Origin of the sequence: Lactiplantibacillus sp. DA1, assembly GCF_032681335.1 — a bacterium.
In the GTDB taxonomy this organism is placed as follows: domain Bacteria; phylum Bacillota; class Bacilli; order Lactobacillales; family Lactobacillaceae; genus Lactiplantibacillus.
The window spans coordinates 155,050-179,921 of sequence record NZ_JAWHTQ010000006.1 but is presented as its reverse complement, the minus strand read 5'-3'; the positions used below and the strand labels follow the sequence as shown (position 1 = coordinate 179,921).

31 protein-coding genes and 3 pseudogenes are annotated in these 24,872 nt (G+C 39.9%); 30 read left to right on the top strand and 4 right to left on the bottom strand.

The features are described 5' to 3' along the window. Positions 1-9 precede the first annotated feature (9 nt). From RXV91_RS10860 to RXV91_RS10800, 13 genes are all read left to right on the top strand, one after another. Positions 10-1,746: a phage portal protein gene (locus RXV91_RS10860; protein ID WP_316439866.1), complete on the top strand. Its 1,737-nt coding sequence runs from the start codon at positions 10-12 to the stop codon at positions 1,744-1,746. Next, positions 1,746-2,657, top strand: coding sequence for a minor capsid protein (locus tag RXV91_RS10855; RefSeq protein ID WP_068874346.1), 912 nt, complete (start codon positions 1,746-1,748; stop codon positions 2,655-2,657). Before RXV91_RS10860 ends, RXV91_RS10855 begins: the two co-directional genes overlap by 1 nt. 110 nt (positions 2,658-2,767) lie before the next feature. Next, complete coding sequence (locus RXV91_RS10850) at positions 2,768-3,427, top strand: DUF4355 domain-containing protein (RefSeq protein ID WP_316439865.1); 660 nt, start codon at positions 2,768-2,770, stop codon at positions 3,425-3,427. A gap of 13 nt (positions 3,428-3,440) precedes the next feature. Further along, positions 3,441-3,812 (top strand): hypothetical protein, encoded by a 372-nt coding sequence (locus tag RXV91_RS10845; RefSeq protein ID WP_316439864.1) that lies wholly within the window; start codon positions 3,441-3,443, stop codon positions 3,810-3,812. 15 nt (positions 3,813-3,827) lie between these two features. After that, the gene (locus tag RXV91_RS10840; RefSeq protein WP_316439863.1) at positions 3,828-4,937 is read left to right on the top strand and encodes a major capsid protein; all 1,110 of its coding nucleotides are present in this window, start codon (positions 3,828-3,830) and stop codon (positions 4,935-4,937) included. 17 nt (positions 4,938-4,954) lie between these two features. Further along, a complete protein-coding gene (locus RXV91_RS10835) occupies positions 4,955-5,323 on the top strand; it encodes a phage head-tail connector protein (protein WP_027821922.1) in 369 nt (122 codons plus the stop codon). After that, positions 5,320-5,652, top strand: a complete 333-nt coding sequence (locus RXV91_RS10830) for a hypothetical protein (RefSeq protein WP_316439862.1) — start codon at positions 5,320-5,322, stop codon at positions 5,650-5,652. The genes RXV91_RS10835 and RXV91_RS10830 overlap by 4 nt, the downstream gene beginning before the upstream one ends. Beyond that, positions 5,653-6,144, top strand: a complete 492-nt coding sequence (locus RXV91_RS10825; protein WP_316439861.1) for an HK97-gp10 family putative phage morphogenesis protein — start codon at positions 5,653-5,655, stop codon at positions 6,142-6,144. Between the two features lie 2 nt (positions 6,145-6,146). Then, positions 6,147-6,542 (top strand): hypothetical protein, encoded by a 396-nt coding sequence (locus RXV91_RS10820; protein ID WP_316439860.1) that lies wholly within the window; start codon positions 6,147-6,149, stop codon positions 6,540-6,542. A gap of 48 nt (positions 6,543-6,590) precedes the next feature. After that, entirely contained in the window at positions 6,591-7,244 is a 654-nt protein-coding gene (locus tag RXV91_RS10815; RefSeq protein ID WP_316439859.1) for a hypothetical protein, read from the top strand. A 28-nt stretch (positions 7,245-7,272) separates the two neighbouring features. Beyond that, positions 7,273-7,791 (top strand): tail assembly chaperone, encoded by a 519-nt coding sequence (locus RXV91_RS10810; RefSeq protein WP_316439858.1) that lies wholly within the window; start codon positions 7,273-7,275, stop codon positions 7,789-7,791. 74 nt (positions 7,792-7,865) lie between these two features. Then, a complete protein-coding gene (locus RXV91_RS10805; RefSeq protein ID WP_316439857.1) occupies positions 7,866-8,123 on the top strand; it encodes a hypothetical protein in 258 nt (85 codons plus the stop codon). After that, positions 8,123-12,139, top strand: coding sequence for a tape measure protein (locus RXV91_RS10800; RefSeq protein ID WP_316439856.1), 4,017 nt, complete (start codon positions 8,123-8,125; stop codon positions 12,137-12,139). The genes RXV91_RS10805 and RXV91_RS10800 overlap by 1 nt, the downstream gene beginning before the upstream one ends. 28 nt (positions 12,140-12,167) lie before the next feature. Here the strand turns inward: RXV91_RS10800 and RXV91_RS10795 are convergent, their stop codons facing one another. Next, positions 12,168-12,446 (bottom strand): hypothetical protein, encoded by a 279-nt coding sequence (locus RXV91_RS10795; RefSeq protein ID WP_316439855.1) that lies wholly within the window; start codon positions 12,444-12,446, stop codon positions 12,168-12,170. A 72-nt stretch (positions 12,447-12,518) separates the two neighbouring features. Here RXV91_RS10795 and RXV91_RS10790 point away from each other — a divergent pair, with 72 nt between their 5' ends. The 13 genes and pseudogenes from RXV91_RS10790 to RXV91_RS10730 form a co-directional block, all read left to right on the top strand. Beyond that, a complete protein-coding gene (locus RXV91_RS10790; protein WP_316439854.1) occupies positions 12,519-13,430 on the top strand; it encodes a phage tail domain-containing protein in 912 nt (303 codons plus the stop codon). Continuing rightward, positions 13,423-14,610, top strand: a complete 1,188-nt coding sequence (locus tag RXV91_RS10785; protein WP_316439853.1) for a prophage endopeptidase tail family protein — start codon at positions 13,423-13,425, stop codon at positions 14,608-14,610. Before RXV91_RS10790 ends, RXV91_RS10785 begins: the two co-directional genes overlap by 8 nt. Beyond that, complete coding sequence (locus RXV91_RS10780; protein ID WP_316439852.1) at positions 14,585-14,953, top strand: hypothetical protein; 369 nt, start codon at positions 14,585-14,587, stop codon at positions 14,951-14,953. Before RXV91_RS10785 ends, RXV91_RS10780 begins: the two co-directional genes overlap by 26 nt. Continuing rightward, the gene (locus RXV91_RS10775) at positions 14,943-16,091 is read left to right on the top strand and encodes an SGNH/GDSL hydrolase family protein (RefSeq protein ID WP_316439851.1); all 1,149 of its coding nucleotides are present in this window, start codon (positions 14,943-14,945) and stop codon (positions 16,089-16,091) included. Before RXV91_RS10780 ends, RXV91_RS10775 begins: the two co-directional genes overlap by 11 nt. Positions 16,092-16,105: 14 nt before the next feature. Continuing rightward, positions 16,106-16,735 (top strand): phage baseplate upper protein, encoded by a 630-nt coding sequence (locus RXV91_RS10770; RefSeq protein WP_181467755.1) that lies wholly within the window; start codon positions 16,106-16,108, stop codon positions 16,733-16,735. Positions 16,736-16,747: 12 nt separating this feature from the next. After that, on the top strand, positions 16,748-18,073 hold the full coding sequence (locus RXV91_RS10765) for a BppU family phage baseplate upper protein (RefSeq protein WP_316439850.1): 1,326 nt from the start codon (positions 16,748-16,750) through the stop codon (positions 18,071-18,073). Positions 18,074-18,076: 3 nt separating this feature from the next. Further along, a complete protein-coding gene (locus tag RXV91_RS10760) occupies positions 18,077-18,835 on the top strand; it encodes a hypothetical protein (protein ID WP_316439849.1) in 759 nt (252 codons plus the stop codon). A gap of 4 nt (positions 18,836-18,839) precedes the next feature. Then, entirely contained in the window at positions 18,840-19,157 is a 318-nt protein-coding gene (locus RXV91_RS10755; protein ID WP_316439848.1) for a DUF2977 domain-containing protein, read from the top strand. After that, on the top strand, positions 19,157-19,339 hold the full coding sequence (locus tag RXV91_RS10750; protein ID WP_262352442.1) for an XkdX family protein: 183 nt from the start codon (positions 19,157-19,159) through the stop codon (positions 19,337-19,339). The genes RXV91_RS10755 and RXV91_RS10750 overlap by 1 nt, the downstream gene beginning before the upstream one ends. Continuing rightward, complete coding sequence (locus RXV91_RS10745) at positions 19,329-20,483, top strand: GH25 family lysozyme (protein ID WP_316439847.1); 1,155 nt, start codon at positions 19,329-19,331, stop codon at positions 20,481-20,483. The genes RXV91_RS10750 and RXV91_RS10745 overlap by 11 nt, the downstream gene beginning before the upstream one ends. Continuing rightward, positions 20,483-20,746 carry a hemolysin XhlA family protein gene (locus RXV91_RS10740; protein WP_058011763.1) on the top strand — a complete coding sequence of 88 codons (264 nt, stop codon included), beginning with the start codon at positions 20,483-20,485 and terminating at the stop codon, positions 20,744-20,746. The genes RXV91_RS10745 and RXV91_RS10740 overlap by 1 nt, the downstream gene beginning before the upstream one ends. 12 nt (positions 20,747-20,758) lie before the next feature. Then, positions 20,759-21,121 carry a phage holin gene (locus RXV91_RS10735; protein ID WP_316439846.1) on the top strand — a complete coding sequence of 121 codons (363 nt, stop codon included), beginning with the start codon at positions 20,759-20,761 and terminating at the stop codon, positions 21,119-21,121. Positions 21,122-21,422: 301 nt separating this feature from the next. Further along, positions 21,423-21,667, top strand: a pseudogene (locus tag RXV91_RS10730) (phage holin); the annotation flags it as partial. 140 nt (positions 21,668-21,807) lie between these two features. Here RXV91_RS10730 and RXV91_RS10725 read toward each other — a convergent pair. The 3 genes from RXV91_RS10725 to RXV91_RS10715 form a co-directional block, all read right to left on the bottom strand. Beyond that, a complete protein-coding gene (locus tag RXV91_RS10725) occupies positions 21,808-22,011 on the bottom strand; it encodes a helix-turn-helix transcriptional regulator (RefSeq protein ID WP_316439845.1) in 204 nt (67 codons plus the stop codon). 1 nt (position 22,012) lies between these two features. Beyond that, entirely contained in the window at positions 22,013-22,324 is a 312-nt protein-coding gene (locus RXV91_RS10720) for a hypothetical protein (protein ID WP_316439844.1), read from the bottom strand. A gap of 224 nt (positions 22,325-22,548) precedes the next feature. After that, a complete protein-coding gene (locus tag RXV91_RS10715; protein WP_316439843.1) occupies positions 22,549-22,659 on the bottom strand; it encodes a zinc ribbon domain-containing protein in 111 nt (36 codons plus the stop codon). Positions 22,660-22,682: 23 nt separating this feature from the next. Here RXV91_RS10715 and RXV91_RS10710 point away from each other — a divergent pair. From RXV91_RS10710 to RXV91_RS10695, 4 genes and pseudogenes are all read left to right on the top strand, one after another. Further along, positions 22,683-22,877 (top strand): annotated as a pseudogene (locus RXV91_RS10710) (holin); the annotation flags it as partial. Positions 22,878-23,142: 265 nt separating this feature from the next. Beyond that, positions 23,143-23,289, top strand: a pseudogene (locus tag RXV91_RS10705) (LysM peptidoglycan-binding domain-containing protein); the annotation flags it as partial. Positions 23,290-23,485: 196 nt separating this feature from the next. Continuing rightward, on the top strand, positions 23,486-24,016 hold the full coding sequence (locus tag RXV91_RS10700; RefSeq protein WP_316439842.1) for a hypothetical protein: 531 nt from the start codon (positions 23,486-23,488) through the stop codon (positions 24,014-24,016). After that, positions 24,017-24,709, top strand: a complete 693-nt coding sequence (locus RXV91_RS10695; protein WP_316439841.1) for a hypothetical protein — start codon at positions 24,017-24,019, stop codon at positions 24,707-24,709. The last annotated feature ends 163 nt before the right edge of the window (positions 24,710-24,872 follow it).

Genomic DNA, 24,872 nt, shown 5'->3' with positions numbered 1-24,872 from the left:
TGATGAATCATGGTAAACGATGCAAATGCACCCACAACCATGACACCATGGGCGTTTTATCCCAAGAATGCGGATGTAAAAATGCTGAATGGTCCACGGTTTGATCAAGATGCTAACCGGGTATTCAAGATGAGTGCAGATAAATTTGAGTCTATTAAGAATAACCCTAATGCGCTGGGAATTGTAGTCAGTCGCTTTATCAATCGGCATTTTACACATCAGTTAAAACGTATTTTAACCATGCAACGTTATTACATTGGTGTGAATGATATTAAGTTTTGGCAGTCCGGTAAAGCAACTAATCGTGCTGATAACCGGATTGCTAATGAGATGCCAAAATATATTACGAATATGCGGGTTGGGTATACCTTTGGGAATCCAATTCTTTTCCAATACAATGACGATTCAAGTCAGATGGACACCAATCGTGATGAAGTTAATACGGCTATTGATGAGTTTAATCAGCGGACTAATGAAGCTTATCACGAGAAAGTGATGAAGAAAAATCTGTCCGTAACTGGTCGTGCTTATGAATTAGAGTATGTCAAACGCAACACAACAGACTTATATGTCATGGCTTTAGATCCAAGCGAAACATTTGTTGTTTATGACACTGATCCAGAGCAGCACTCGCTGTTTGCTGTGCATTATTACTATGTTGAAGATGATGAGACTCCAGTATGGTATGTTGAAGTCTATACGGATGATCATACGATTCGATATGAACCTAACGGCTATCCTAATTCACAGTTAACTTTCGATGACAGCAATCCGGATAGCTACGAGGAACATTACTTTGGTGGTGTGCCCGTCACTGAGTACGTTAATAATGATGAAAGACTCGGCGACTGGGAAGGCGAAATGGATAACTTCGATGCCTATGATAAGGCAATCTCTGAGATGGCTAACAGTGAAGAAGATTTCAGCAATGCCATGTTAGTAATTACGGGTGAGTTTGACTTTGGTACTGATTCTAGTGGGAAGCCAAAGACTCATCCAGATGTTGATGGAGCCAACCGTTATATGTGGCTTAAGCCTGCACAGGCGCAGGGGATGAACAGCGATAATGTTATTCAACCTTCTGTTCAGTATCTGACTAAGAATTTACCTATCGATGCTTGGAATGCATACGTTAAGACTCTCAATGACAATATGCATAAGTTTACCAATTCACCCAATGTATCAGATGAGAACTTTGCCGGTAATGCTTCAGGGGTAGCAATGTCATATAAGTTATGGGGCAGTGATCAGGAACGCGCTACTCAACAAGAACTGTATGCTCATGGTCTAATGCGTCGATTGCGATTATTGGGAAACTACTGGTATACACTCGGAAAAATCAAAGATTCTAATTTGATTGAAAATGTAACGCCTGTGTTTACCCCTAACTTGCCTAAGAACGACACCGAAATCGTCGACAACGTGCAAAAACTTTCTCAAACAGGTGAGTTCAGCCAGCAAACTTTATGGGAGATGGCACAAGCTGTAACTGGAATTAAACCGGATGAGGAACAGTCCCGAATGAATGCTCAAACTGAATCTGAACCAACAATGACCATGCCAGGCGACTACCCTGATACATTTAATAAGCCATCTAATGAAACTGAACGTCAAGTAGAATCCCATACTGCTGAACCTGACGAGTCACAGCCAACAGGAGTTCGATCAGTTGGCGAGGAACAACAGGACACTTTAGTACAGGCAATTGTTAATCAGCGACAAGCACAGCAAGGTGGTGCTAGTTAATGGAACGAAAGGCTGTTCTGCAACTGGCACAACGTGTTTATGGTGAGAACGACAAACGTGTAAAAAAATTGAATGAATTATTTAAACACGCTAATAACGAAATTGTGGACGTTCTAAGCACCTTTATTGCTGATGAGGTTAATTGGTCAGCTCCAGCCCCCAAAGCCCAAATACAGGAGCTGATGGACGACATCGCCAAATTAGCCGTGTCTGCCGCTATTGATGAACGCCCGTTTGTTAATCAAACATTTAGAGATGAACGAGTTAAGACTTATGGTGATGTGGCTAAGCAGCGAGTTAACCTAATCGTTACCCAGCTGGCTATAGATCAAAAACAAGTTATCCAAAGTAATCTAAATCATATTGACCGGGCACCACTAGTAAATCCGCAACCGGATCGTGCTGTGTATTCAAGGCATAAGTCAGACATAGCGGTGCAAAAAATTGTGGGTGATAATCATCAGGGTTGGCAGGGAGCTTCTTGGCAGGATCGAATCTATAAAGAGAAGTCTGCGTTAATGCGTCAGTTAGACGATCAAGTAGACGATGTATTGAAGAATCACTATAAGCCGCAGGATTTCAGCAAAGAGATTGCAACTAAGCTTGGTGCGTCGGAAGGACGTGCAGAACGCATTCTTAGAACTGAATCAAGTGGCGAACTGTCAAGGCAATTAATTGATGATTTTGGTCAACGAAGCGTCAAACGTTATCAAATTGAAGCAGCTCTGTCAGTAACGACGTGCGAGGAATGTGAGGCGCTGGACGGAACAGAATATAATATTGATGAAGCTAGTGAAGGGGTGACACTGCCACCATTTCATCCTAATTGTCAGTGCACAATTATTGAAGTCGCTGATAATGATTACAGTGTTGATTTTAGTCAAATGCCAAAGAATTATGGATTGGATTAGGGCCACTTAAATTATGTAAGTGGTCTTTTAATTTGCCCTTTTTTCGGCAGCAAGCGTTAAAGAACAGCTGACAGTTATACCACTTAGAAAGTATTTTAGGAGGAATTTTTATGTTTAAACGATTATTACCAATGAATTTACAGTACTTCGCTGAACCAGTACCTGGCAGTGGTAATGAGGCAGATGCCGAGTCAGCTAATAATTCTCAAAATGGTAATGGTGATGGTGGAAATAAGGATAACAATGGTGAAAATGGGTCTCAAGGTACCGGCAAGCAGTTTGATCGTAAAGAGGTCCGGGGGTTAATTTCAAGCGCTATTGATGATTTTAAAAAGAAGTCTCTTCCAGATCTATTGGAGCAAGCACGCCAAGATGGTGAAAACCGTGCCAATATGACTGCAGAGCAACGTGAATCAGCAGATCAGAAAGCCCGTCAAGCTGAGTTAGACAAGCGTGAATCTGAATTGAATCGCCGTGAATCAATTAATGCAACACGCGATTTGCTGGCCAAGGAAAACTTACCAGAAGATTTTGCAGAAGTGCTGAACGATGTCGATACTGATAAGCGCGCACAACATGTCGAAAACTTTGGAAAAGCTTTTAATAAAGCCGTTCAAGCTGGTGTTGAGGAACGCTTGAAGGGTAAACAAACTCCAGGCCAAACTGTAAATAACGGCAATGATCGTGAAAATACTAAATTCGCGCAAGAGTTAGCTGCAATGGCACATCCAAAGAAGCCTGCAAGTGATTTCTTTGGTCATAAAAAATAAGGAGGTTTAATCAATGACGATTAAACGTGATTTTATTTCAGAAACCCAAGTGCTGGGGAATGTACAACAGAAGGTAGCGTTGCCTGGACTGATTAGTGCAACTGGTGTAACGCCTAACAGTTTTGGCCGGAAAGTTATTCCGGCTGGGACGGTAGTTGGTGGTGCTAGTTCGTTTTTAGACGATTCACAAGCTGTATTGTCAGTAGGACAAGACGCCAAAGCACAAGGTGTATTAGAGCACGATGTAGATGTTACAGCTGGTGATGCGACTGGTACAGTCATTATTTTTGGCTTTATTAATACTGCTCGTATTGCTAGTGGAGATGTTTCAGCCGATGCTAAAACAGCATTAGCTGGTAAAGTTACATTCTTCAATCGACCATAGGAGGACTGATAAATAATGAATATTTTTGATTTAGTAAATGCAACTAATATTGCCGCATATTGGGAAACGATTGCGCAGCAAGAAGCGCCATACTTTGGTGAAACTATTTTTCCAAATGTTCGTCAAGTAGGTATGACGATGGACTGGTTGAAAGGTGCAACCGGAGCACCAGTTGCTTTAGCACCATCAGCACTCGATACTAATGTTGTACCACGGGGACGTAAGGGACTGAGCAAGTTAACTCAAGATATGGCCTTTTTTAAAGAGTCTAAATATGTTGATGAAAAGTTACGTCAGCAGTTATTAATGCTAGGCAATAGTGCTGACCAAACACTACGTGATACGATTATTGCTCATATTTTCGATGATGACATCGAGTTGATTAAGGGAGCTGCATTGCGGCGTGAGATTATCCGGATGGAAGCTTTGACAACCGGTAAAGCTAAGGTAACTGGTAATGGTGTTGATATGACTATTGACTACGATATGCCAGCTGAAAATATTGGTGCCTCAAAGGTTGCTTGGGGGGATGCTAAAGGTAACCCATTTGAAGACTTTGACCGGATTACGACACAAATTGGTAATAAAACGGGAGCTACTATCTCACGTGTTGTTATGAACCGGGTAACTTGGAATACACTTGCAAGTAATGATGCTATTAAGTCTACTTTGCTGGCTAGTTCTGCAAGTAAGACTAATGTGGTATTACCAAAGTCCGTTATTATGACTTACCTGGAAGATGAATATGGCTTGAGTTTTGCTATTTATGATAAAGGGTACCTTGGTGCGGATGGTAAATTAGTTAAGTTTATTCCAGACGGTAAAGCAGTTTTTATGCCAGCTGTTGATCTTGGTAATACACATTTTGGGACGACCCCAGAAGAAGCAGACCTGTTATCTTCCAATGCGGCACAGGTCCGTATTGTTGATACTGGTGTCGCAGTTACAACGACTACGAAAACTGACCCAGTGAATGTTGAAACTAAAGTATCTATGATGTCTTTGCCTTCATTTGAACAGGCTGATTCGGTTTATGTATTAGATACGACCGCAGGGGCGACAACCACTACAAATATCTCAGGATCTGGTGCCGCAAGTAGTACAACGACGGGTTCAGGAAAGTAGTTCACGGAGGGCTTTTTATGAATGATGAAGAGCGAACTGAGCGAATTAAATCTTTACTGCATGGGATAAAACTGATGCGTGATTTAAAAGATGATGACAACGTTCTTGATGATAAGCTGGAACTTTATATTGGTGACGCATTGGATGCAATTGGCATCTATATTAACCAGGCTGAGGTACCACAACAATTAGATGGAGTCGTGCGCAAGATGGCTGCGTCTAAGTTTGTCCAAGAAGGTGCAGAGGGAACTACGGCTACATCAGAAGAAGGACTATCTTTTACTTTTTCAGATGACGACATGAAGCCGTTCGCTACGTTACTAAATAAGTATGTAGACAATCAGTCTGGTGCTAACCGGTTAGGATCGGTGGTGACCTGGGATTGAAAATTGAAAGGGTCTATCTGTTGGCTAACAAAACTTCAACGCCAGCGGGGTCATTAAATCGTAAAGCTGAGCCAACTTTGCTTGAAATAATTGCGGATGCACGAGTTAATCAGATGGGTGCTCAACGACAGATGACTGTTTTTGGCAAAGTATATGTGGACGCTAGAATTGTTCGAGTAATGGGTGAGCATGCCGCTAACAGTATTGGCCTATCTGGTATGAGTCTCAAAACGTTTGCGCCAAGTTATGCAATTACTAAAGTAGCCTATCACCAATATCGAACGGATTTTTATATCATTGTTGATAAAAAGCAAGTTGGAGGTGACTAGATGTCAACTGATAATGAGCATATCCCAACAGTTAGATATGGTATGACAGATAGTTGGTCGATTCCTATTAATCAATTAATGCATACTATGGCGACAGTTGGCAGTGTGCAAGGCGTTACGCGCTTACAACGACTGCAATACGCACTAGATACAAATGCTAAGAAAGTTATTCATAATGCGGGTGTTGATGTGCAGAAGAAAGCTCGAGAAATTGAGCGTGTTAATGTTGGTGGTAAAAAATCAGGATACAAGCCGACAGGAAATTTAATGCGAAGTATTGATGCACATGACAATTCAGAAGGAATGCAGACTGAAATTGCACCAGAAGCAATGACTAAGCAAGATTATGAATACGGTCAAGCTGTTGAGTTCGGTACGAAGGATGGTAGAATGCCTGCACAGCCATTTATGAAGCCTGCTGGTGATGAAATTGGTAGCAAGCTGAACGAGACCGCCAGGGAAGCTCTTAAACAAGCCATTAAGGAGGCGTAGCTGTGGAACCAATATATCCGGCCGTAGACCTATTATTAAGTGCCCAAGCGTCTTTAACTGGTCTTAATCTGCTGGTATTGCTACCGAGCGATGAAGAAGATAATTTGACGTTTCCGCAAGTTACTCTGCAACTTGATAATGTTACAGATACTAGTCAATTAAAGTTTATCAGCCAGGATCAGCTAACCTTGCATGCTGATTTGTACGTAGACCATGATTCATACGGTGATGCACTGAACTTACAACAAGCTATCACAGATCGGTTAAAATCATTAGTTGGTCAGAATTATCCCTTCATGGCGCTTCATTATTCTAGTCGGATTCTTACCGACAATTCACTACAAGATCGGACGTTATTTCATGTACCGATTCTTGTAGACTATCAAGTTAATTACTAATTACTTACTGACGCTTAGGCGTCTTTTTATTTAGAAAGGGGCAGAAATATGCCAACAGGAATTGGAGCAACAACAGAAGTTATCAGTCCAAAATTTGCCGATAAATTTATGTACTTTTGGAAGCGTGATAGCTGGCCAAAATCACGTAAACCAGAGGTAATGGGCCTACAAGGTGCTAGTTCTGGGACGAACACACGGACGGCTTCAAACGTCCAAACCAAAACGGTCACGTTGAAATCGTTGGGTGCTAAAACACAGCAACGAGTTGTTAATTTGGTTTATACCCAAAATGACAGCCTATATCGTGAATTAAATGATGCTTGGTCAAAAGGCGAAGTGATTCATTTATGGCGTGTTGACTTTAATACGTTACAGGGGACTAAGCCTAATCGCAGTGCAGAAGCTGAATATTCGCAATGCCTTGTACCGCAATTGCCAATCACTGAAGGTATTGGTGCTATTACGCAATCAAATGCAACGTTTGAAGTTCAAGGTGAAGCCGTTGATGATGAGGGCGGCAAACCAGCTCGGGTTACAGAAGCTGATTTAGTTGATGGTTCATTCGATGTGATGGATAAAGCCCTATATGCATTTAGTCATGGTCAAGATGTTGGCGACAACAGTGCGACGACTAATATTCCTGATGAATCACAGCCATCTGATAACACAGCAAGTAATGGTTCAGCCAATACAAGTAAGTAACTTTTTTAGAAAGAAAGGATTTTAAATTATGCAATCTTTAAACATTAACGGTAAGTCATTAACACCAGTTATCAATTTTCGCTTTCGGTCGGTGCTAGGTAAAAAGATGGGTGATGAACAAGACAAATCTGGTTTTTCAAACCTAATTACTGGATTGGTACAATCGGATCCAGATGCTTTGTTAGCATTCTATGAAGCAGCACTAGCAAGTGATCACCCAAGCGACAGTGATTTGTATGATGCTTTAGATGATCAAGTATTCAAAGATACTGATTCCGAAGAAGCTGCCTTTAAGGATGCGGTTAACGCACTAAATGACAGTGGTTTTTTCAAGATCAAGGCCAAAGCCTGGAAGAAGCGCAACGATCAATTGCGAACCGTCTTGCAAGCACAGCTCGACGCCTTGGCCGACCAAGACGATCAACGATCAGCAACGCAGAAGACCGGGATTCAAGTTGGCCTCGATCAGATCAACGAAGCAGAGAACGCTTTCGACAAAATGACAGCACCAGTAGCAAACAGTCAGACAGCCTCAGTCAATGGTTAGAAGGGGCTCGGCGTTATATTGGTATTACTGATATTAATGCTTTTTATGATTTAACGGTCTCAGAATATAATGCCATGCTCAAAGGAGCATTGCTGGCTAGAATTGATGATTTACATGCACAGAAGCAAGCTACTAGTTTTACCAGACCGGTTCTTATTGCAGACGGTGAGAAGAACCAACAGTACGACCAAGAAGTAACAGAGAATTTGAAGCGACAGGAATCGCAGATAAAACAACAGTTTGACCCGTATTTCATCAAACAGCAGCAGAATAAAAATGAACAGACGATGGAACTGTATCAATTAATGCACGGTAATGGAGGTGGCGACTAGTGGGCGCAGATTATGTAGTTGATGATAAAGTTCGTTGGTCGTTTGTCGATGATGTCACGGCTCCATTAACGCGTGTTAAGCAAATGTTAACGGATGCCCAGAGCTTAGTTAATGGATCAGTGAATCCAACGAAAGCACTGGAGGACGCATATAGAACATTAGGGACCAGTGGTGCTGATTCGGTTCAAAAGATAGTTACTGACGCTAAAGAACTACAGTCGTCAATGAATTCAATTCCCAAAGATACCAAAGTTGATGTAACAAGTAATGCACAAAAAGCCATTGATGATGCCAAGAAGGTAAAGGATGGCTTGGGTGACATTCCGAAGACAACCGATGCTGATGTCAAAGTCAATACGACTGATGCAGTAGCCAAAGCCAAAGAGCAAGTTTCGTTGCTGGGAAAGATTCCCAAAGACGTTAAGACTGAAATTTTAGCTCAGGCCAATGATGCTGGCATCAAGAACTTTGACGCTATTTTGGATAAAGTTCCGCGAAAGGTCAAAACCGATCTGACTGCTAACGTTAATGATGGTCAGGCCATTAATTTTGCGAAGCTATTAGCTAAGATTCCTGAGTCAAAGCGCATTTTATTGGAAACTGAAGATAAAGCTTCACCATTGATTAAGAACTACACAAGTACTGCTGAAGAAGCCAGCAAAAAGACAAGTTCTTTAAAGAGTGTATTAATGGGGACTTTTGCAGGGACGATTATTGCGAATGGAACAGCAGCATTAGCTAATGGACTACATGAGGCTACTAAAGCTGGGGCGGAATACAATATCGCTCAAGATACAATGCGCATTAATTGGAAAAACCTGACAACAGAGGTTCCTAAAGATGGTCAACAGCTGGTTGGTTTCATAAACGATTTATCTCAACATTCAATTTATTCAGCAGCGTCATTGGATAAGATGGCACAATCTTTTTATCATGTTCATTCAAATGCGCAGGAAACTAAGAAGTGGACTCAAGATTTTGTCAACTTAGGATCAACGCTGCATGTCAGTAACGACGCACTCGCTGAAGCTGGTGAACAATTTGCAAAGATTGATGCTGGTGGCAAAGCAAATGCCGAAGACATGGGGGTTATGATTAATCGTTTCCCTATGTTTGGTGAAGCTTTACAAAAAGTAACCGGTAAATCAATGAGTCAATTGTATGAATTATCTTCCCAAGGAAAATTAACTGCTAAGTCTTTTGAAAAAGCTTTGGATGAATTAGGTAAGAAGTATAAAGGCAGTCAGGCTGAGGCCTTAACCTCATTTCAAGGTATGTCGATGTACATGCAAAGCCGAACTAGCATGCTATTTGGTGATATTGAAAAGTCATCATTTAACATGTCTAAAAGTGCCTTGGCTGATTTGCGTAGCTTAACTTCCGATAAATCTATGGAACAATATGCCAATTTAATTTCGGGTGGTTTATCTAAAATAATGGAGGGCGCAACTAGCATACTTTCTTATATTGCTGCACATCGTAAGGATATATTAGCTGTTATTAGTGACATTAGCGAAATTATTGGAATTTTAGCTAAGTCTATCTGGTCTACTATCACTGGTGTATTTAAAGGTGTTGCAAATGCCTTTGGCTTAGTCAGCGATAACGCCAAGAAAACCAATGACCCACTGAAGCAGGTCGAATCTGCTTTAGATAGCATTTTGAAACACAAGAGCGCAATCCAAGACTTTGGCAAGATTCTGGTTGCTGCATTTGCTGTGAAGAAGCTAACGGAATTTGTTAAAGGGTTCAAAGAGTTGTCAACTACTCTTGGAAAGACAGCTATAGGTTCAGGGATTATGAAGTCCTTTACCGCATTTTCAACAAAACTAAATGAAACTAAAAAGGTTTTACCTGCATTTGGGGCAGCACTAAAAGCAGTGCCGTTCACCATCTGGATTACAGCTATTGCAGCAATTGTATTAGCTTTAGTTGGGTTGTATAAGCATAATAAGAAGTTCCGTGAGTTCGTAAACGGGCTTGTTGATACAATCAAAGTTTGGTATAAGGATGCTACTAAATGGCTTGGTAATGCTGTAACGTGGATCAAAAAGACGTTTGGCCCGTTCTTCAAATCAGCGGTTAAATCGATTCAGTCAGTCTGGAAAGAGATTGAACCAGTGGTTTCGGCTGGAATTAAGATGGTTCAGAAAGTTCTTAAGCTTGGCATGGCAGTAGTAAGTGCATTTTGGAAGGTTGCCTGGGGTTATCTGTCGCTTGAAGTTAAAAAAACTTGGACGATTATTAAGCCGATGATTGATATAGGTATGGCTGTGATTAAGGGCCTTATGTCAGTTGGAATGGATATTATCAAAGCCATCTGGAAAGCTGCTTGGAAGGTTATTGGTACGGTGGTCAAATCTGTTTGGAATGTGATTAAGCCACTAATTATTGGGGCAATGAATGTCATTTCTGACGTTATTCAGACTGTTCTTGATATTATTCATGGTAACTGGAGTAAAGTCTGGAGAGATATCAAAAATATCTTTTCAGACATTTGGAAGGCTATCTCGCAAGCGATTAAAGCCTACATGAATGGCATGCACGATATAATTTCATCAGTATTAGATGCAATCAGCACCGTTTGGTATGGTATGTGGCAGGGATTAGGAGACTTCTTCAAGAATATCTGGAAAGGTATCAAGCAGGCCGCCCAAGATGGTATTAACGGTGTTTTGAGCGTTATTAATGCTGGCGTTGATGCAATCGATTCAGTTTGGAAATTCTTCACTGGTCATAAAACCAGTGTTCACCATTTAGAGCCAGTTAAGTTTGCCCAAGGTGGCGTCGTGCATACTCGTCTATCGATGGTCAACGATGGTGCCGGTCAGAACTGGAAGGAACTGTTACAACTACCTTCTGGTGAACTCAAGATGACGCATCAACGTAATGCAGTGCTACCTTTGCCAGTTGGCACACGAGTATACAATGGCGATGAAACAGCTTCTATTATGACGTCTGCCGGGGTCGATCATTACGCAAACGGTGGGATTGTTGGAAATGCGATTAATTGGACTAAAGGTAAGCTATCTGACATTGGCTCATGGATTGGTGATAAAGCCGAAGCTGTCGAGAAGTTTCTTAAAGATCCAATCGGTAATATTTCTAAGTTGTTGCATAAGGCTACTGACGGCTTATTTAAAGGAGCAGCTAGTTTTGGCGACTTAGCTAGCGGCACCATTAGCAAGCTATCAAGCATAGCAGTGGATAAGTTCAAGGAAATGTTAAATAGCACCAAAAAAACACTGGAAGTATCTGACGGTAAAGCCGGTCATTACAACCCGGGTTTAATTGAAAAAGCCGCTAAGATGATGCACATTGATAGTCTTCCGGCAGGTTTCAGTGAGCTTTTGCAAGCAACTATCATGAGTGAATCTGGTGGTAAGTCTGTGATTCAAACCATTCACGATGGCAATAGCGGCGGTAATGAAGCTGGTGGGATTCTACAATTCACACCAGGGACATTTGCTGCTTTTGCGATGCCAGGACATACTAATCGGATGAACCCGCTCGATGAGCTATTAGCTTTCTTCAATAATTCTGATTGGCGAAACAGTATTGGACACACCGTTATTTGGGGTGTTCCAAAGGTTGATTGGCTGCATAGTGGTCCACAAGGTAGTCGTCGGTTAAGCTCATTTGCTACTGGTGGTCATCCTTTAACACCACAACTTGCGACGATTGCAGAAGATGGTGACGAGTTTGTTGTTAACCCGCGTAGAAGTAATGCAATGCAATTGTTGAATGATGCTTATGAACGCACAATACAAGAACAACCGCAATTACGTAATGCAACTGAACCTAATAGTGTGAGTGTTTTGCCACCAATGTACAGCACACAGAGCAATGAGCCTGAGCAGCTTAATAATTCATTGTTGGAACGGGTTATTGAACGGCTGGAAGAGATTCGTGATAAGGATAACGATACGTACTTAGACGGCGAAAAGATTTCAGCAAGTAATGAGCGAGTTGGGGCTAGTAAGTTTCGCTTAGCAGGTGTTCAAGGGCAAATATAAAAAGCACCCCAATTTTGGGACACCTTTTTTAGTTTGGTTTAATCATGTCTGCGTAGGCAAAAATGACATTTTGTGAATTAACCGTATCAAATTGACTAGTTAAACGATAGTTACAAAATCCTGCAGCTTCATTGGCTACACAGATGTTTTCTAAATTTTTTAGCAGTTTTGCTTGAACATGGGGTTCATTTTGACCAGATGCAAAGGTTTGTATAATTCCAGTTGAATGGTAGCCTTCTGGAACTGGGCCAACTGTTTCAACCAATTTACGCTTGTCGTCGCTATTGCTTTTACCAAATAGTGGCATTGTCATTACCTCACTTTATTTAATGCTTTCAGTATAATCCAACAAAATCAGAATAGAAAGGAGGAGCGTATCATGCAAATATTTTCCACACGAACTGATAGGCCCCATGCTTATCGCTTTGGCGAGACTGATAATAAATTGCCGTTCAATCCAATTGAATATGCTATCAGTGCTGATGGGATTAATTGGGTGTCTTGTTTTGATGTACCAAATTTGCAGGGTGTTTATATGTATGACGCAACTTTACCCGATGTCAATCCTACTGATACCTACCAAGCATTAGGACAACAAGATGGGCAAACGCTAATGAGTTCACGATATGATCAACGCGACATTGCTTGCCAGTTTTATTCGTTTGGCATCGATGAAGCTGACCAGTCGCTAGGCTATCAAGCACTGGAACGATTCTTGTATGCACGCGATGAATTCTGGATTACATTTAGTAATCATCCTGGAATTAAATTTCGTGTAAAGACTAAGACTTTTAAGCCGACGTACCCTAATGAAAAAGATTTCTACGCTACTGTCACATTTAATAATTCAGCAGGGCTGGGTCAATCTCTGGGAACTACTCAAGAAGTTGAAGACTTTGATTCTGAATTATGGGCACTTGGCCAAAATTTAAGATTAGATCAAGACCCACAATACAGTTTCAAAAATATGGATACATTCACGGTTGTAAATATCGGTGATATTATGATTGAACCGGATATAAAGCAACACCCATTAATTATTACGATTCATTGCAACGGCAAACCGACATTAACTAATACGACTACTGGGCAAATATTCAGTTGTAACCGTGTTTTAACTATGAATGATGAGTTGAAATTAAGTGGTGTTAATCCGTTTATAAACGGGCAACAATGTGGATCGGACACAAACCATGGGGTTATCTCGTTACAACTAGGTGATAATCAATTTACGTTAACTGGCTGCACAGATTCCAATATTAGCTTTGATACGCCGTTCTACTATGTTTAAGTATCCAATGTTATTAGTAAGAGATCGGTCAGGCAACCATGAAGAACGGCTTAACATTAATGATGCGCAAGATACGTTTCAGGATGCATGGGTTTTAAATCAATCAATGGAAATATCATTTACTGCACGTTTGTTGCCACAATACGAACAGGCTTTCAATTTGTTGCAAGTTCAAAATTATGTCATTTATGGTGGTCAACGGTATGTCATACAACAGGCTGTTCCAGCGATTGATAATGGAATACTGACTAATCAAGTTAAAGCAGTTCATGTTATGTATGAGGCACTTAAAAATATTCGTAAAGAAGATATTAATGCAGGTACGCTTACTTATACTTTTCAAAGTGCTTGTAATGTTTTTGTAGCGGATAATGATCAAGGAGTGCAAATTGACTTTACGGGGGATTTTCAAAAAGTTCAAATTGAAAACTTAGGTAATAGTTCCTTCCTTGATTTTTTAACGAGTTATTTGGATAAGTTTGGGGCAGCAATGATACCAGACAACTTGATGATTCACTTTTGTTCACGAGATACATTCCGCCATGATACGGGTAATATGTTTGTTTATGGCGGTAATACGGATGCTGTGCATCTATCTTTCGATTCCACTAGTTTGATCAACCAATGTTGGTGTTATGGAAAACCAGTTGATACAGATAATAGTGATAGCAGTAATGATGCCACAAAAGGAAAGTATTTGGTTAAGTTTATCTGGAACAATCAGAGTAGTATTCAAAAATATGGTTTGCAACGTGGGGCTGCCGTATCAGATGAACGTTTTACTGATCAGACCTCGATGCAATCATATATGGACAGTAATATGCAGACAGAGCCAACCATTCAACTAACAATGCAATATTTATCGCGTACAAATATTGCTAGAGGTGATGGTTGGTTTTTACGTGCTCCCAGTATGGGATTAGAACGTGAGGTAACAGTTACTGGGATTACACAGAATCCATATAACCCGGTAACATTGCCGACGATTACATTAGATAATACGGCTGCCGCGCTTAAGAGTATCTCATTGACTTTAAATAATCGGGTTAATAAGCATGACAAGACTTTAACTGATTTAAAAGCAGTAGCCAATGGATTAAGGAATGCTGAAAATCATTTTGTTGGTTTAAGAACCATTGATGGAGGTGTATCAAGTGTCAATTATCAACCAGACGCATAAACGCTATCTAAAAGATGACGATGGCAATGTATATTGGCCAATTACTTCGATAGATTCAGTTATCGGCTTGACTAAACTTTTGCCAGTGGTCGCAACGGATAAGCAAGATGGATTAATGTCTGCAGCAGATAAGCAAAAAATCGACAATTTAAAAAAGTATGAAGCTGCTACAGATACAATAGAAGGGTTATTAAGTGCTAGTGATAAGCGAAAGCTAGATAGTCTAAAAGCAGAACCGATTGATGCTATTAGAATCAAAGATAGTGCTACGGGTACTATTTTTAAGCTCAGTATTTTTAATGGTGCAGTTTCAGTGATAAAGGATGATGTAAATGGTCAATAAATTAGTTACTAAAAATATGCCAACAGGTAATCGTGATTTACGAAATACGTTAATCTCTAATTTTGAGATTATCAAGCAAGCTTTAAATGATTTTAACAGAGGTTGCGGTAATGCCAAAGCTAGTTTGAGAACGGTTACAAAAAGATTGGCCGAGATTGAAACACAGCTCAAGAAATTGAGTCAGCAGCCTGCACAGTTAACAAAGTTTAAAACGGAGATGGAACAGGAGATTCGGGCGATTATTTTACCACCGTCAGTGGAGCAAGTGCCTGATAATTCGATGATTGATGAGGAGCAAATTCAGAACTTCTTGACGGATTCTAACGGCATTAAACATGGGACTATGACGGCACGATTGATGGCTGAATTTGAAATTTTCAAGATAAAGTATTTAAGTTCTGGTGGTGCAACAACGGCACCACCGAAAACAAATGATCTGTTAAAACACCCTTTTGCAGTTACTGATGCCGGCATTGTCTCCATGGATTATATTGCTGTTTCGACGCTAATGCGCGCTAAAAAAATTGGAATTGTTGGAGATAGTGTGGCTTTAGGGCTGCACGCCAGTGAAAATTTTGGCAAGCTGTTACAGCAAGAAATTCATTGTGAGGTGCAGAACGTTGCCGTGAGTGGTGCTAAGATGTCTAATCACCACACGAAAGCAATCGTAAATCAAGCTAAGCAATTGTTTGGGTGTGACGTGGCCATCATACAAGGCACCGATGATGATTGGCTAGGAGATATCCCTATCGGAAAGGCCAGTGATCATAGTGATCAGACGTATTTAGGCGCATTACAACTGGCAATTAAGCATATTCGTTCTAGCAATCCCCATGTTAAATTATTAGCGATGACGGCCACTTTACAAACACCGGTGGCTGACGGTCATATTCGACGCACTGATAAAACAAAGAATAAGCTGGGGTTAACACTACATGATTACATGAATGCAGAGAAAGCTTTGTTAGATGAACTAAATATTCCATACGCTGACTTCATGATTGCAGACGGTGTTTTTGATCCAACTAATCCTGCGTTTCGCAAAGCCATGATGAGTGAAGGACTGCACCCTAGTAAAGCTGGCCATCAGTTAATTGTCCAAAAGCTAGCTCAAAGTTTTTACTGGTTTTATGGCTAGAGAAAGGAGTATTCATGGCAAATCAAGATTTAGTATATGACATCACCAAAGTGCCTAATTTGCAGCGCAGTCAAGAAGCTATTTATGGGCGGGTTGGCGATGGGGGTCTTAAGGCTATTACGGTTAAAGTGTTGTCGAACCAAACCGATTATAATTTGACGGGACTGACACCCAGATTTGAAGGGGTCAAGGCTGATGGTACCGTCATCATTGATAGTAGTGGTGGGACGATTCTTGAACCGCAGGAGGGCTTATTTAGATATGTGTTCCCACCACAAGCTTTTACGGCTAAAGGCGACTATGTCCAAGCCTTTTTTAAGCTTATGCGGGGTAATCAAACTGATTCAACGATTGATTTAGTTATTCATGTACAGGCCAATCTGGTCGAATTTGGGATTAACTCGACGACGTATCTTACAGAATATCAACAATTAATTGAGCAATTGCACACTAAGGAAGCTGATTTTGAAAAGCAATCAGCAGTAAAATTACAAGCGGCACTGAATCGAGTTACTGATTTATCAAATCGTCTAAACACCTTACAAGGACGACTGGATGCCAACGACTTTATTAGTAAAGTTGATTTGAAACAGGCTCTGCAAAACCATGCGCTGATTGACCAAACAACTTTGAAACCGGACTAAGGGGATGAAACGATGCAAAACATTGTTACACAAGAACAACGGTTGGTGTTTAATCTAGATAAGTTAGATAAGGATCCGGTTAATCAAGTGATTGGGCGACAAGGTGATGGTTTCCAAAAAACGATTGATGTGCAATTGCTAGTTGAAAATCAGCCCTATGATTTAACCAAAGTTAGTATGATCGGATTTAAGGCGATAAAACCAGACCAAACTATGATGGTGGATTATGACCATGCTCAAGTAACGGATGGCAAAAATGGAATCTTCACTTACACGTTTGGTTCTGGTTGCTTTGCAGCAGTCGGTGATTACCAAGAAGCCTATTTTACCGTTGTTGGCTATGATGGCACTATTGACAGTACCAATCTGTTTCGAATTAAGGTTATTCGAAATTTAGTTGATCAGACTATTCCTAGCATTGATTATGTTAGTCCAATTAAAAAAATCATCGACTTTGGTCATTTGAAAATTAGAACCGTACTAGAAAGACTGACAACTGTAGAAAAAGCTACTAAACAAGAGTTGGCTAGTCTCGTAGTCCAAACTAAACAGAAGACTAATCAATTACAATCGGATTTGCAAAACCAAGTCAATAAGACTTTAGCAGCTGTAAATGCTAGGACAACAACAGCCTTGACTGATCTAAAAGCTAACACTATAGCAACTGTCAATAAAGTGAATAAGACCATGACTGATACTAAGACTAAGTCAGAAGCTTTAATATCACAAAATGAAAAAACGCTAGCACATGCTGAGCAAGCTAATGCTGATGCATTGGCTAGTTTTAATCAACAAGCCCAAACGACACTGGCTACTTTTGATGGTAATTCTAAAAATCTTTTAGCAGGTTTGTCGCTTAATAATCGGAATTATTGGTTGAACACGTACCGGTCTATTGTGCTAAAAGGTAATGGGCAGGTTAATCAAACTACTGGTGATACAGTTTTACCAGTAACGGTGGGCTCGCTTAAGGCTTTGGGATTAAGTAAAAATGCAACACTTTATATTACCTATGATTATATGACCAGTGGCGCTAAACCAAGTGGTCATATTTCTTTAGGGTTTAATCAGGCCCCTGGTACCAAACTAACTACTAATGACTTAGCCATTAAGCCTAATGGTCATGTCGCCGTTGCTATTAAAGTTGCGGCTTATCCAGAAATATTAACGAGTAATATTACACATGGACGAATCCAACTAGACAACGTGCCGCAAGATGTGCAAGTCACAGTATCTCATCCTAAGTTAGCGGTGTCTAACCAAGACACGGGGTACTCAATAGCACCGGAAGATTTGATTGATAATATGTTACAAATTGAAAAAGTAAAGGAAGTGTGATCAGTGACCAACTACCTAGGTTACATTAAAGACCATAATGGCAATGTGATTTATCCGTATACTAAAGCCGCAGCTATCTTAGATTTATTCAATGTAGTGGTGGCTAAAACTGGTGATCAACTCGATATTCGTGGTCGTAAAGATTTTAATGACGGGCTTACAATCAATGGTAAACAGGTTTTGCTAACTGACGATGACTTTAAAATGGTTGCCAGCATTCCCGGTAATGATATTCACAATATTAATCGAAGTGGTTTGTATCATTATGGGGGACAAGAAAAAAATCTGCCATTAATGAACGGCCTTAATACTAACGGTTATCTAGTAGCGGTATTTGCCAACCCTGATCATGGGATCTTATTATTTATTGGCAACCTCACTTATACTGAAAAGTATCAGGGAAAGTGGTTGCCACCACATGCAACCATGCCGGTTAATTTATGGCAAGGCGCGGCCAAAGTGGGTGATACGATGCATTTAAGAGCACCTATCAATGAATTCGATGATTTACAGTTTGTGGTGGGGACGACTCTGGGGAAAACATGCCTAAGAGCTTCGTCAATAGCAAGTGGGACACGTTATGTGACACAAGTCGGTCAAACCGGTGATGGAAAAAACACTCGCTCAGTTGAACTGACCTTACATCCCAGCAGCGATGGCCATAGCTTGACGATTGCGCAAGTATTATTTAATGCGTCACCAGGCAACTCAGCACCAGTTAAAGATGCGGTCTTACAACGAATCGAAGGAATTAGGGGGTGAAACGATGCAGTTATTAGTAAATGATCAGCAAGAGATTACGAGCTATGCTATTTTTGGTGGTTTAGTGGGTGGAATCGATTATGCTGGTCCAATTCCCGATACTTTTATGGTTAATTTCCAGTCTGGGCGTTATTTATTCCAGCAGAATTTGATTGTCGTTAACCCGGACTATGTGGTCCCGAGAATGCCAATTGCGCCTACAAATCCAACGACGGAACAACAATTAATACTTCAACAAGCCACTGATATGATCAAATTAAAACAAATGGTCATGTTGCAGGCTAGCCAAATTAAAAACTTAAGTAAGGAGCGGATTAAATAATGATGTCGACTTATGAAGAATGTTTAGTTTTCAAGTCTTGGGGCGAAAATGATCCTAATTATTACAAGGTTTTTGTTGGCTTAGGCCTCACAACAGCTCAGTATAAAGAAATTACGGGTGTCGATTATGTAGCAACATCAAATCTAGTTCAACCAGAAGGAGATGGAACTAGTGAAGTTTAAAAACAAGCTAACGCTAACGGGAGCAGCCATGATGGCGGCTCTTTTTTTAGGGCTGAATGCCAATGCTGCTCCTCGCATGGATATGGTCGATGTGTCGAATAATAATGGTTATATGAGCACTGCAGAGTATGTTTCGATGCGTAATGAGTTTGGCGTCAAGGCCCTTACCGTCAAGATTAGTGAGGGCACCACATTCAAAGACGGTTACGCCACTAGCAACATCAAGAACGGTCAAGCAGCTGGTTTATACGTCAACGGCTATCACTTTGCCCATTATACGACTAAGGCCCAGGCCATTGCCGAAGCTGATTATGCTGGTCAAACAGCTAAAGCGGCCGGGTTACCGGTGGGCGCAGTACTGGCAACGGACGTGGAGGCCGAAGAGCAGGGCAACTTGTCCCAAGCGACCAATGATCACAATAACGCGGCCTTCATGCAAGAGATTCAGAAGTTTGGCTACCGGGCCGATATTTATACGTCTGGATCGTGGGCTAACAACAAGATGACCATCAAGAGCAAAACAGGTTGGGTTGCTGGCTATCCGTTTGTGCCAGCTGGCAAGCAATGGTATACGAATAACAATGCCTGGCAATGGTCGGGTGCGGCCCATTTTCGAATTAGTTACGGTGGCTTTGACGTCAGTCAACTTTATACTGATTACTACACGGCTGGTCAGCATTCTTCTGTGAAACCCAATGATCCAAGCGCCGTTAAGCAACAAGACCGGCAAAATAATCGCGCCACTGAAACTATTCCTAATCAGACTTATACGCAAAATGGGCTGTTCTGTCCGAATGCAACCCTGAATGTGCGAACTGGTGCTGGCACGGGGTATCCGAAAATTGCGACGTATTATCCGGGCGAAAGTGTCGTTTACAACCAAGTGATCGTTAAAGCTGATTATGTCTGGGCGCGCTACCTACGGTATAATGGTCAATTTGGCTACATCGCCTTAGGTGAAAATGGTGGTCAAAGTTATGGTAAACGGCTAGTTAATCAACATACCTATTACACGATCAAATATGGTGATAGTTTATGGACCATTGCGCGGCGTTACGGCACTACTGTCAGTCATTTAGCTAGTCTTAATGGTATGCGGACAACGTCCTTAATTTTGCCTGGTCAACGACTGGTGGTGAGCTAATGCCGCAGTTAGATGATACGACCAAATTACTCATGAGTATTCAAAAGGATGTGGCCGCCACCAAAACAAAAGTCGATAACATTGAAGCCAAGCTAAAACAGGTTGATTTAACTGATCAAAAAGCGGAGAAAGCTTTGGCCAAATCAGTTGAAACGGAGCATCGAATGGATCGGATTACTATGATTCAAAATTGGGTGATTGGGGTGTTATTCAGTGGTGTTCTAGTGACGTTATTAGTATATATAGTGGAGAAATTTCTATAGGGGGAAACTACAATGCAAAAGATTAGTTTTAGAAACGCAGAGGGTCGTTGGAATAGTAAGCTAATTGCTGGTTTGATTTCGTTATTGCTAGTGCTTGTTCAACAACTCTTAACGGCTTTTAATATTAAAGTAGTACCAGCTGAGTTGCATAGTACTGTGGCGATTATTAACACGATTTTGACAATTTTAGGGATGTTAGGTGTCATCACTGATGTACAATTGGTAACGACGCCAACTGATTTGGAGGATGAGAATCTCAAGGTCGCCGCTAAAGCAAATGAAGTTGCCAAGAGTTTTAGTTCAGATAAAATGCCAAAAAAGGTATCTCAAAGTAAACCTGACACAGCTACAACCACCAAAATTTTAAAGAAGTAGTATAATTAAATAATGAATTTGCTAATCCCCTACGTTTTGGCGTAGGGGATTTTTTTGTAAAAAAGATAGTCACCTGATTGTGGGAGGAGGTGACTATCCAGAAATTATGAAGCTTTAATGGAGGACTATATGTGAACCTAATTGTGAGGCTCATCTCTAGCATAGCCTAACCAGACACGTATTCAAGGTAAATGCTTAACACGGTTTAAAGACCCAATATCTGGCGTATGATGTATGGTAAAACTATTGTTTAACTTAATAATTTCAGGTTCTATTTATCAAATGTAGGGAGGTGCAACGAATGCAGAAAATTAGTTTACGCAATACTGATGGCAGCTGGAACGGCAAATTAATCGCTGCCTTAATATCTTTGATAATTGTGTTAAGCCAGCAAATCTTGGCCATGTTTGGCCTGAAATTCACCGGGGCCTGGTCAGCAATCGTGGCGGTAGCAATACTATCCTAACCATTCTAGGCTTGTTAGGGGTCGTGACAGACGTGCAGACGGTCACCCCGCCAACAAACCACAAGCAAGATAATTTACAATCAGGTGAGAAGTGATAAGATACGAATATTTCCTCCTTGATAGTTCCCATATAACTGTGAAACACCCCTGCACTAACATGTGTGGGGGTGCTTTAGTCTATCCTTATAGATTAGGTTGCGTTGCAAAGTTTTATGGGTCGCTACCTTGCGGAATTTTTATTTTTAAATAGTTCATCTACAGTAACCTCTAACACTTTAGCTAAACTGAATGCTAGAGACAAAGTAGGGTCATATTTATTGTTTTCTATGGCATTAATTGTTTGTCTTGATACCTTACATTTTTTTGCTAAATTGTCTTGAGATAATTTCATTTGAGTTCTTCTAGTTTTGATTAAGTTTTCCATACTAGCCACCAAGCTTTTTTTTATTATATCTTAAGGATATGAAAAAAACTATTGCTGTTACAGTGAGCAATGAGAATGGACTAGAATTATTATCATAGTTATCAAATGATAAATTAAGTGCTGTTGTCATTAGTTTTGACACACAGTCTAAAACAAGAACACCTACTAAAATAGAAAAAGTAGATGTGCTAGATTTCCAAACAATAAGTTGTCTTCTTTCATCTCCTTTTTTTAATAGAGACACTACAATACCTAAGTCTAAGATTAATAAAATAAAACCTAATATCCATAAAGCCAGATAACCTTTATTCATAAAATCTCCACTCCCTAATTGTAAAAAGTTTTTGTCATTTTTATTATACCAACATCTATATTTGTGTCAAATACTTTTTACATAAAGTGAGCTGAGACGTTCCTCTAAATAACTACCGTGAACTACTCAGCCATGAATGACCGAGCTTCTGGGAACACTGCTGACTTACACAGTCGTGGCTGGCACGATGTGCAGAGGTTACAGCTATAAACATGGATCGTCAGTTAAGCGCTTAGGATATTCTTGACGGCGTTAATGTCGCGATCATGGTGGGCACCACAACGTGGAAATGTCCATTCTTCCACACCTTGTGCGATATGTTCTTTACCACGCATGACGTATTGGCAATCATGACAAGTTTGGCCTGAAATTCACCGACGACTGGTCATCAATCGTAGCGGTGATTAATACTATCCTGACGATCTTAGGGTTGCTAGGAGTGATTACAGATGTTCAAACGGTCAGCGCACCAACTACTGCTGAAGATCGGCAAGTCGAAGCAACCGCTAATCAAGTGGCGGAAAACATGGACAAAAAGACTACACAAAAATAAAAATAGTGCTAAGATAACCCATGGGAAAGTATTCCCACCATTTCATAATATATAGCTTTAACTCCGCCCTCTACGTTTATGCGTGGGGGGCTTTTGTTGTGTAAAAAGATAGCCACCTCGAGGGAAGGTGACTATCCATTGTGGTAACTAAAGAGCGAGGTGTTCGAGAGATGTGTGAACCTATCGTTAGGTTCGCCTCTAGTATAATTTAATTAGCTACATATTCAAGTCAGTCAAATGCTTAATGTAGTTTAAAGCTGGTGCTTCTCACGCGTACTACACGGTCAAGTCAGGTGATATTTGGTGGTCGATTGCCCAGCAGAACGGCCTGAACGTATATACGTTGGCTACTCAAAATGGTAAATCCATTAGCTCAACAATTTACCCAGGCAATAAACTGATGATTAAGTGAAAAAATTCGATTAATAGTGCGGGGATTTTTAAGAATAAAGTTACTTAATTGTAAAGATGAGTAAAATTTAGAAGTTAGGCAAATGATATTTAATGATAAAAAAGTAGTCTGGTGTGTTTTTGAAATGTGATTTCAATTAAGTTATGTTAAATATGATATACTTTCTATAATGTAGTCTTTCAGGAGGAGCATGTTAATGAAGCATAGAAAACAGTCTGATTCAGTAGTTGGAAAACAATTAAGAGAAGAATATTCAAGTATAAACAATGCACAAAAAATACAGGAGGAAAAGGAATTAAATAAAACTACTGATTTTTTTCTGGATCTTTTAATTTATTTCATTAGCATGATTTGGATGTTCTTTGCTTTTATGGACACATCTAGTCTTACTATGCGTTACTTTGCGATTGTCAATTTTGGTGTTCAAACGATGTTTAAGTTGGCAATGCATTTAAGCTTTTATAGTGCTATGCATAAATATCATCCTGAAATGAGAATAAGGTGGTTAGCTTTCTGTATCCAAGCGCTATTCTTTGTCGGATTACTAGGACTTGTTTTTGTTTTTAAACTGGTATCAAATGTTCCGGGTGACTCAACCTTTTCTGACATTTTAAAAAGTCTTAGTGGTATAATGACGTTGTTAGATGGAGTGCTTATTTTTTTTGTTGGTGTTTTGGATAAAATATGCTGGACTTTTATATCTTATACGGATAAGGGGGACAAATAAATGTTAATTGATATTTTGGCTGTTTCCATTATGTTTATGTTTTCTCTTATTTTAGTTAGCTTGGCTGTATTTATTGTTGTTTTCGCTTTTTTAGGGGATATAGATACTACTTTATTTGTTATAAAAGACTCTATTAGTATGAGTATTTCTAAAAAAAAGCAAAAAGATAGTATTCAAAGCACTACTGAAGTTATAAATATGCTCTTTAGGAAAACAGCCGAAAAAATTTCTGGAATGTCAGAAAAAGAGTTAGCAAAAAAGATTAATTCCAATAAACAAGAAGCAAAGAAATTTAAAAAAATTATGACTGATACTCTAAAAAAAACAGATATAGAGTTTGTATCCGAAGATGATATCACATTTTTTATGAAACGAAATCGTAGTTTTGGTGTGGTACAACAGTTTATTTCAAATTTAAACCAATATTCGCAACCCAAATTTAACTATCTTAGAAAACTTGGTAAGCAACACAAAGAAGGCCTGATAAGTGATGAAGAGTATTTACAAAAGGGTCTAAGAGCTATGAATAAGACTGATAAGGAACTTAGGCTTGAAATAAATGAGGCTAAAAGAAAAAATAGTAATTTTTCAGCTAAGGGTCTTTCATTTCAGATTATACAAAAAATATTTTCTTCAGATGAATCTGTAAATATAAACACTTTATATAGTTCAAAACTGGTTTTATCTTCTTAAATAATAAAAAACGTTAAAAATGTAAAATAGGTATATAGTTGTCAGATATTAACCTTGATACGGCAGTTAAAATTGATTTTTAACTACAAAAGTTGTAATTTTAGACAAAACAAGAAAGATCCACACTGGCATTTTTGCCGGTGTGGTTTATTTTATGTGTTAT

Excerpts from the sequence above, each read along its gene's own strand:
- RXV91_RS10715 (WP_316439843.1), bottom strand. The coding sequence starts at position 22,659 with ATGCGTGGTAAAGAACATATCGCACAAGGTGTGGAAGAATGGACATTT.
- RXV91_RS10785 (WP_316439853.1), top strand. The coding sequence starts at position 13,423 with ATGTTTAAGTATCCAATGTTATTAGTAAGAGATCGGTCAGGCAACCAT.
- RXV91_RS10755 (WP_316439848.1), top strand. The coding sequence starts at position 18,840 with ATGCAGTTATTAGTAAATGATCAGCAAGAGATTACGAGCTATGCTATT.
- RXV91_RS10775 (WP_316439851.1), top strand. The coding sequence starts at position 14,943 with ATGGTCAATAAATTAGTTACTAAAAATATGCCAACAGGTAATCGTGAT.
- RXV91_RS10810 (WP_316439858.1), top strand. The coding sequence starts at position 7,273 with ATGCAATCTTTAAACATTAACGGTAAGTCATTAACACCAGTTATCAAT.
- RXV91_RS10720 (WP_316439844.1), bottom strand. The coding sequence starts at position 22,324 with ATGAATAAAGGTTATCTGGCTTTATGGATATTAGGTTTTATTTTATTA.
- RXV91_RS10825 (WP_316439861.1), top strand. The coding sequence starts at position 5,653 with ATGTCAACTGATAATGAGCATATCCCAACAGTTAGATATGGTATGACA.
- RXV91_RS10765 (WP_316439850.1), top strand. The coding sequence starts at position 16,748 with ATGCAAAACATTGTTACACAAGAACAACGGTTGGTGTTTAATCTAGAT.
- RXV91_RS10740 (WP_058011763.1), top strand. The coding sequence starts at position 20,483 with ATGCCGCAGTTAGATGATACGACCAAATTACTCATGAGTATTCAAAAG.
- RXV91_RS10840 (WP_316439863.1), top strand. The coding sequence starts at position 3,828 with ATGAATATTTTTGATTTAGTAAATGCAACTAATATTGCCGCATATTGG.
- RXV91_RS10850 (WP_316439865.1), top strand. The coding sequence starts at position 2,768 with ATGTTTAAACGATTATTACCAATGAATTTACAGTACTTCGCTGAACCA.
- RXV91_RS10790 (WP_316439854.1), top strand. The coding sequence starts at position 12,519 with ATGCAAATATTTTCCACACGAACTGATAGGCCCCATGCTTATCGCTTT.
- RXV91_RS10845 (WP_316439864.1), top strand. The coding sequence starts at position 3,441 with ATGACGATTAAACGTGATTTTATTTCAGAAACCCAAGTGCTGGGGAAT.
- RXV91_RS10695 (WP_316439841.1), top strand. The coding sequence starts at position 24,017 with ATGTTAATTGATATTTTGGCTGTTTCCATTATGTTTATGTTTTCTCTT.
- RXV91_RS10815 (WP_316439859.1), top strand. The coding sequence starts at position 6,591 with ATGCCAACAGGAATTGGAGCAACAACAGAAGTTATCAGTCCAAAATTT.
- RXV91_RS10725 (WP_316439845.1), bottom strand. The coding sequence starts at position 22,011 with ATGGAAAACTTAATCAAAACTAGAAGAACTCAAATGAAATTATCTCAA.
- RXV91_RS10770 (WP_181467755.1), top strand. The coding sequence starts at position 16,106 with ATGGCAAATCAAGATTTAGTATATGACATCACCAAAGTGCCTAATTTG.
- RXV91_RS10700 (WP_316439842.1), top strand. The coding sequence starts at position 23,486 with ATGAAGCATAGAAAACAGTCTGATTCAGTAGTTGGAAAACAATTAAGA.
- RXV91_RS10835 (WP_027821922.1), top strand. The coding sequence starts at position 4,955 with ATGAATGATGAAGAGCGAACTGAGCGAATTAAATCTTTACTGCATGGG.
- RXV91_RS10860 (WP_316439866.1), top strand. The coding sequence starts at position 10 with ATGGTAAACGATGCAAATGCACCCACAACCATGACACCATGGGCGTTT.
- RXV91_RS10855 (WP_068874346.1), top strand. The coding sequence starts at position 1,746 with ATGGAACGAAAGGCTGTTCTGCAACTGGCACAACGTGTTTATGGTGAG.
- RXV91_RS10805 (WP_316439857.1), top strand. The coding sequence starts at position 7,866 with ATGCTCAAAGGAGCATTGCTGGCTAGAATTGATGATTTACATGCACAG.
- RXV91_RS10750 (WP_262352442.1), top strand. The coding sequence starts at position 19,157 with ATGATGTCGACTTATGAAGAATGTTTAGTTTTCAAGTCTTGGGGCGAA.
- RXV91_RS10795 (WP_316439855.1), bottom strand. The coding sequence starts at position 12,446 with ATGCCACTATTTGGTAAAAGCAATAGCGACGACAAGCGTAAATTGGTT.
- RXV91_RS10735 (WP_316439846.1), top strand. The coding sequence starts at position 20,759 with ATGCAAAAGATTAGTTTTAGAAACGCAGAGGGTCGTTGGAATAGTAAG.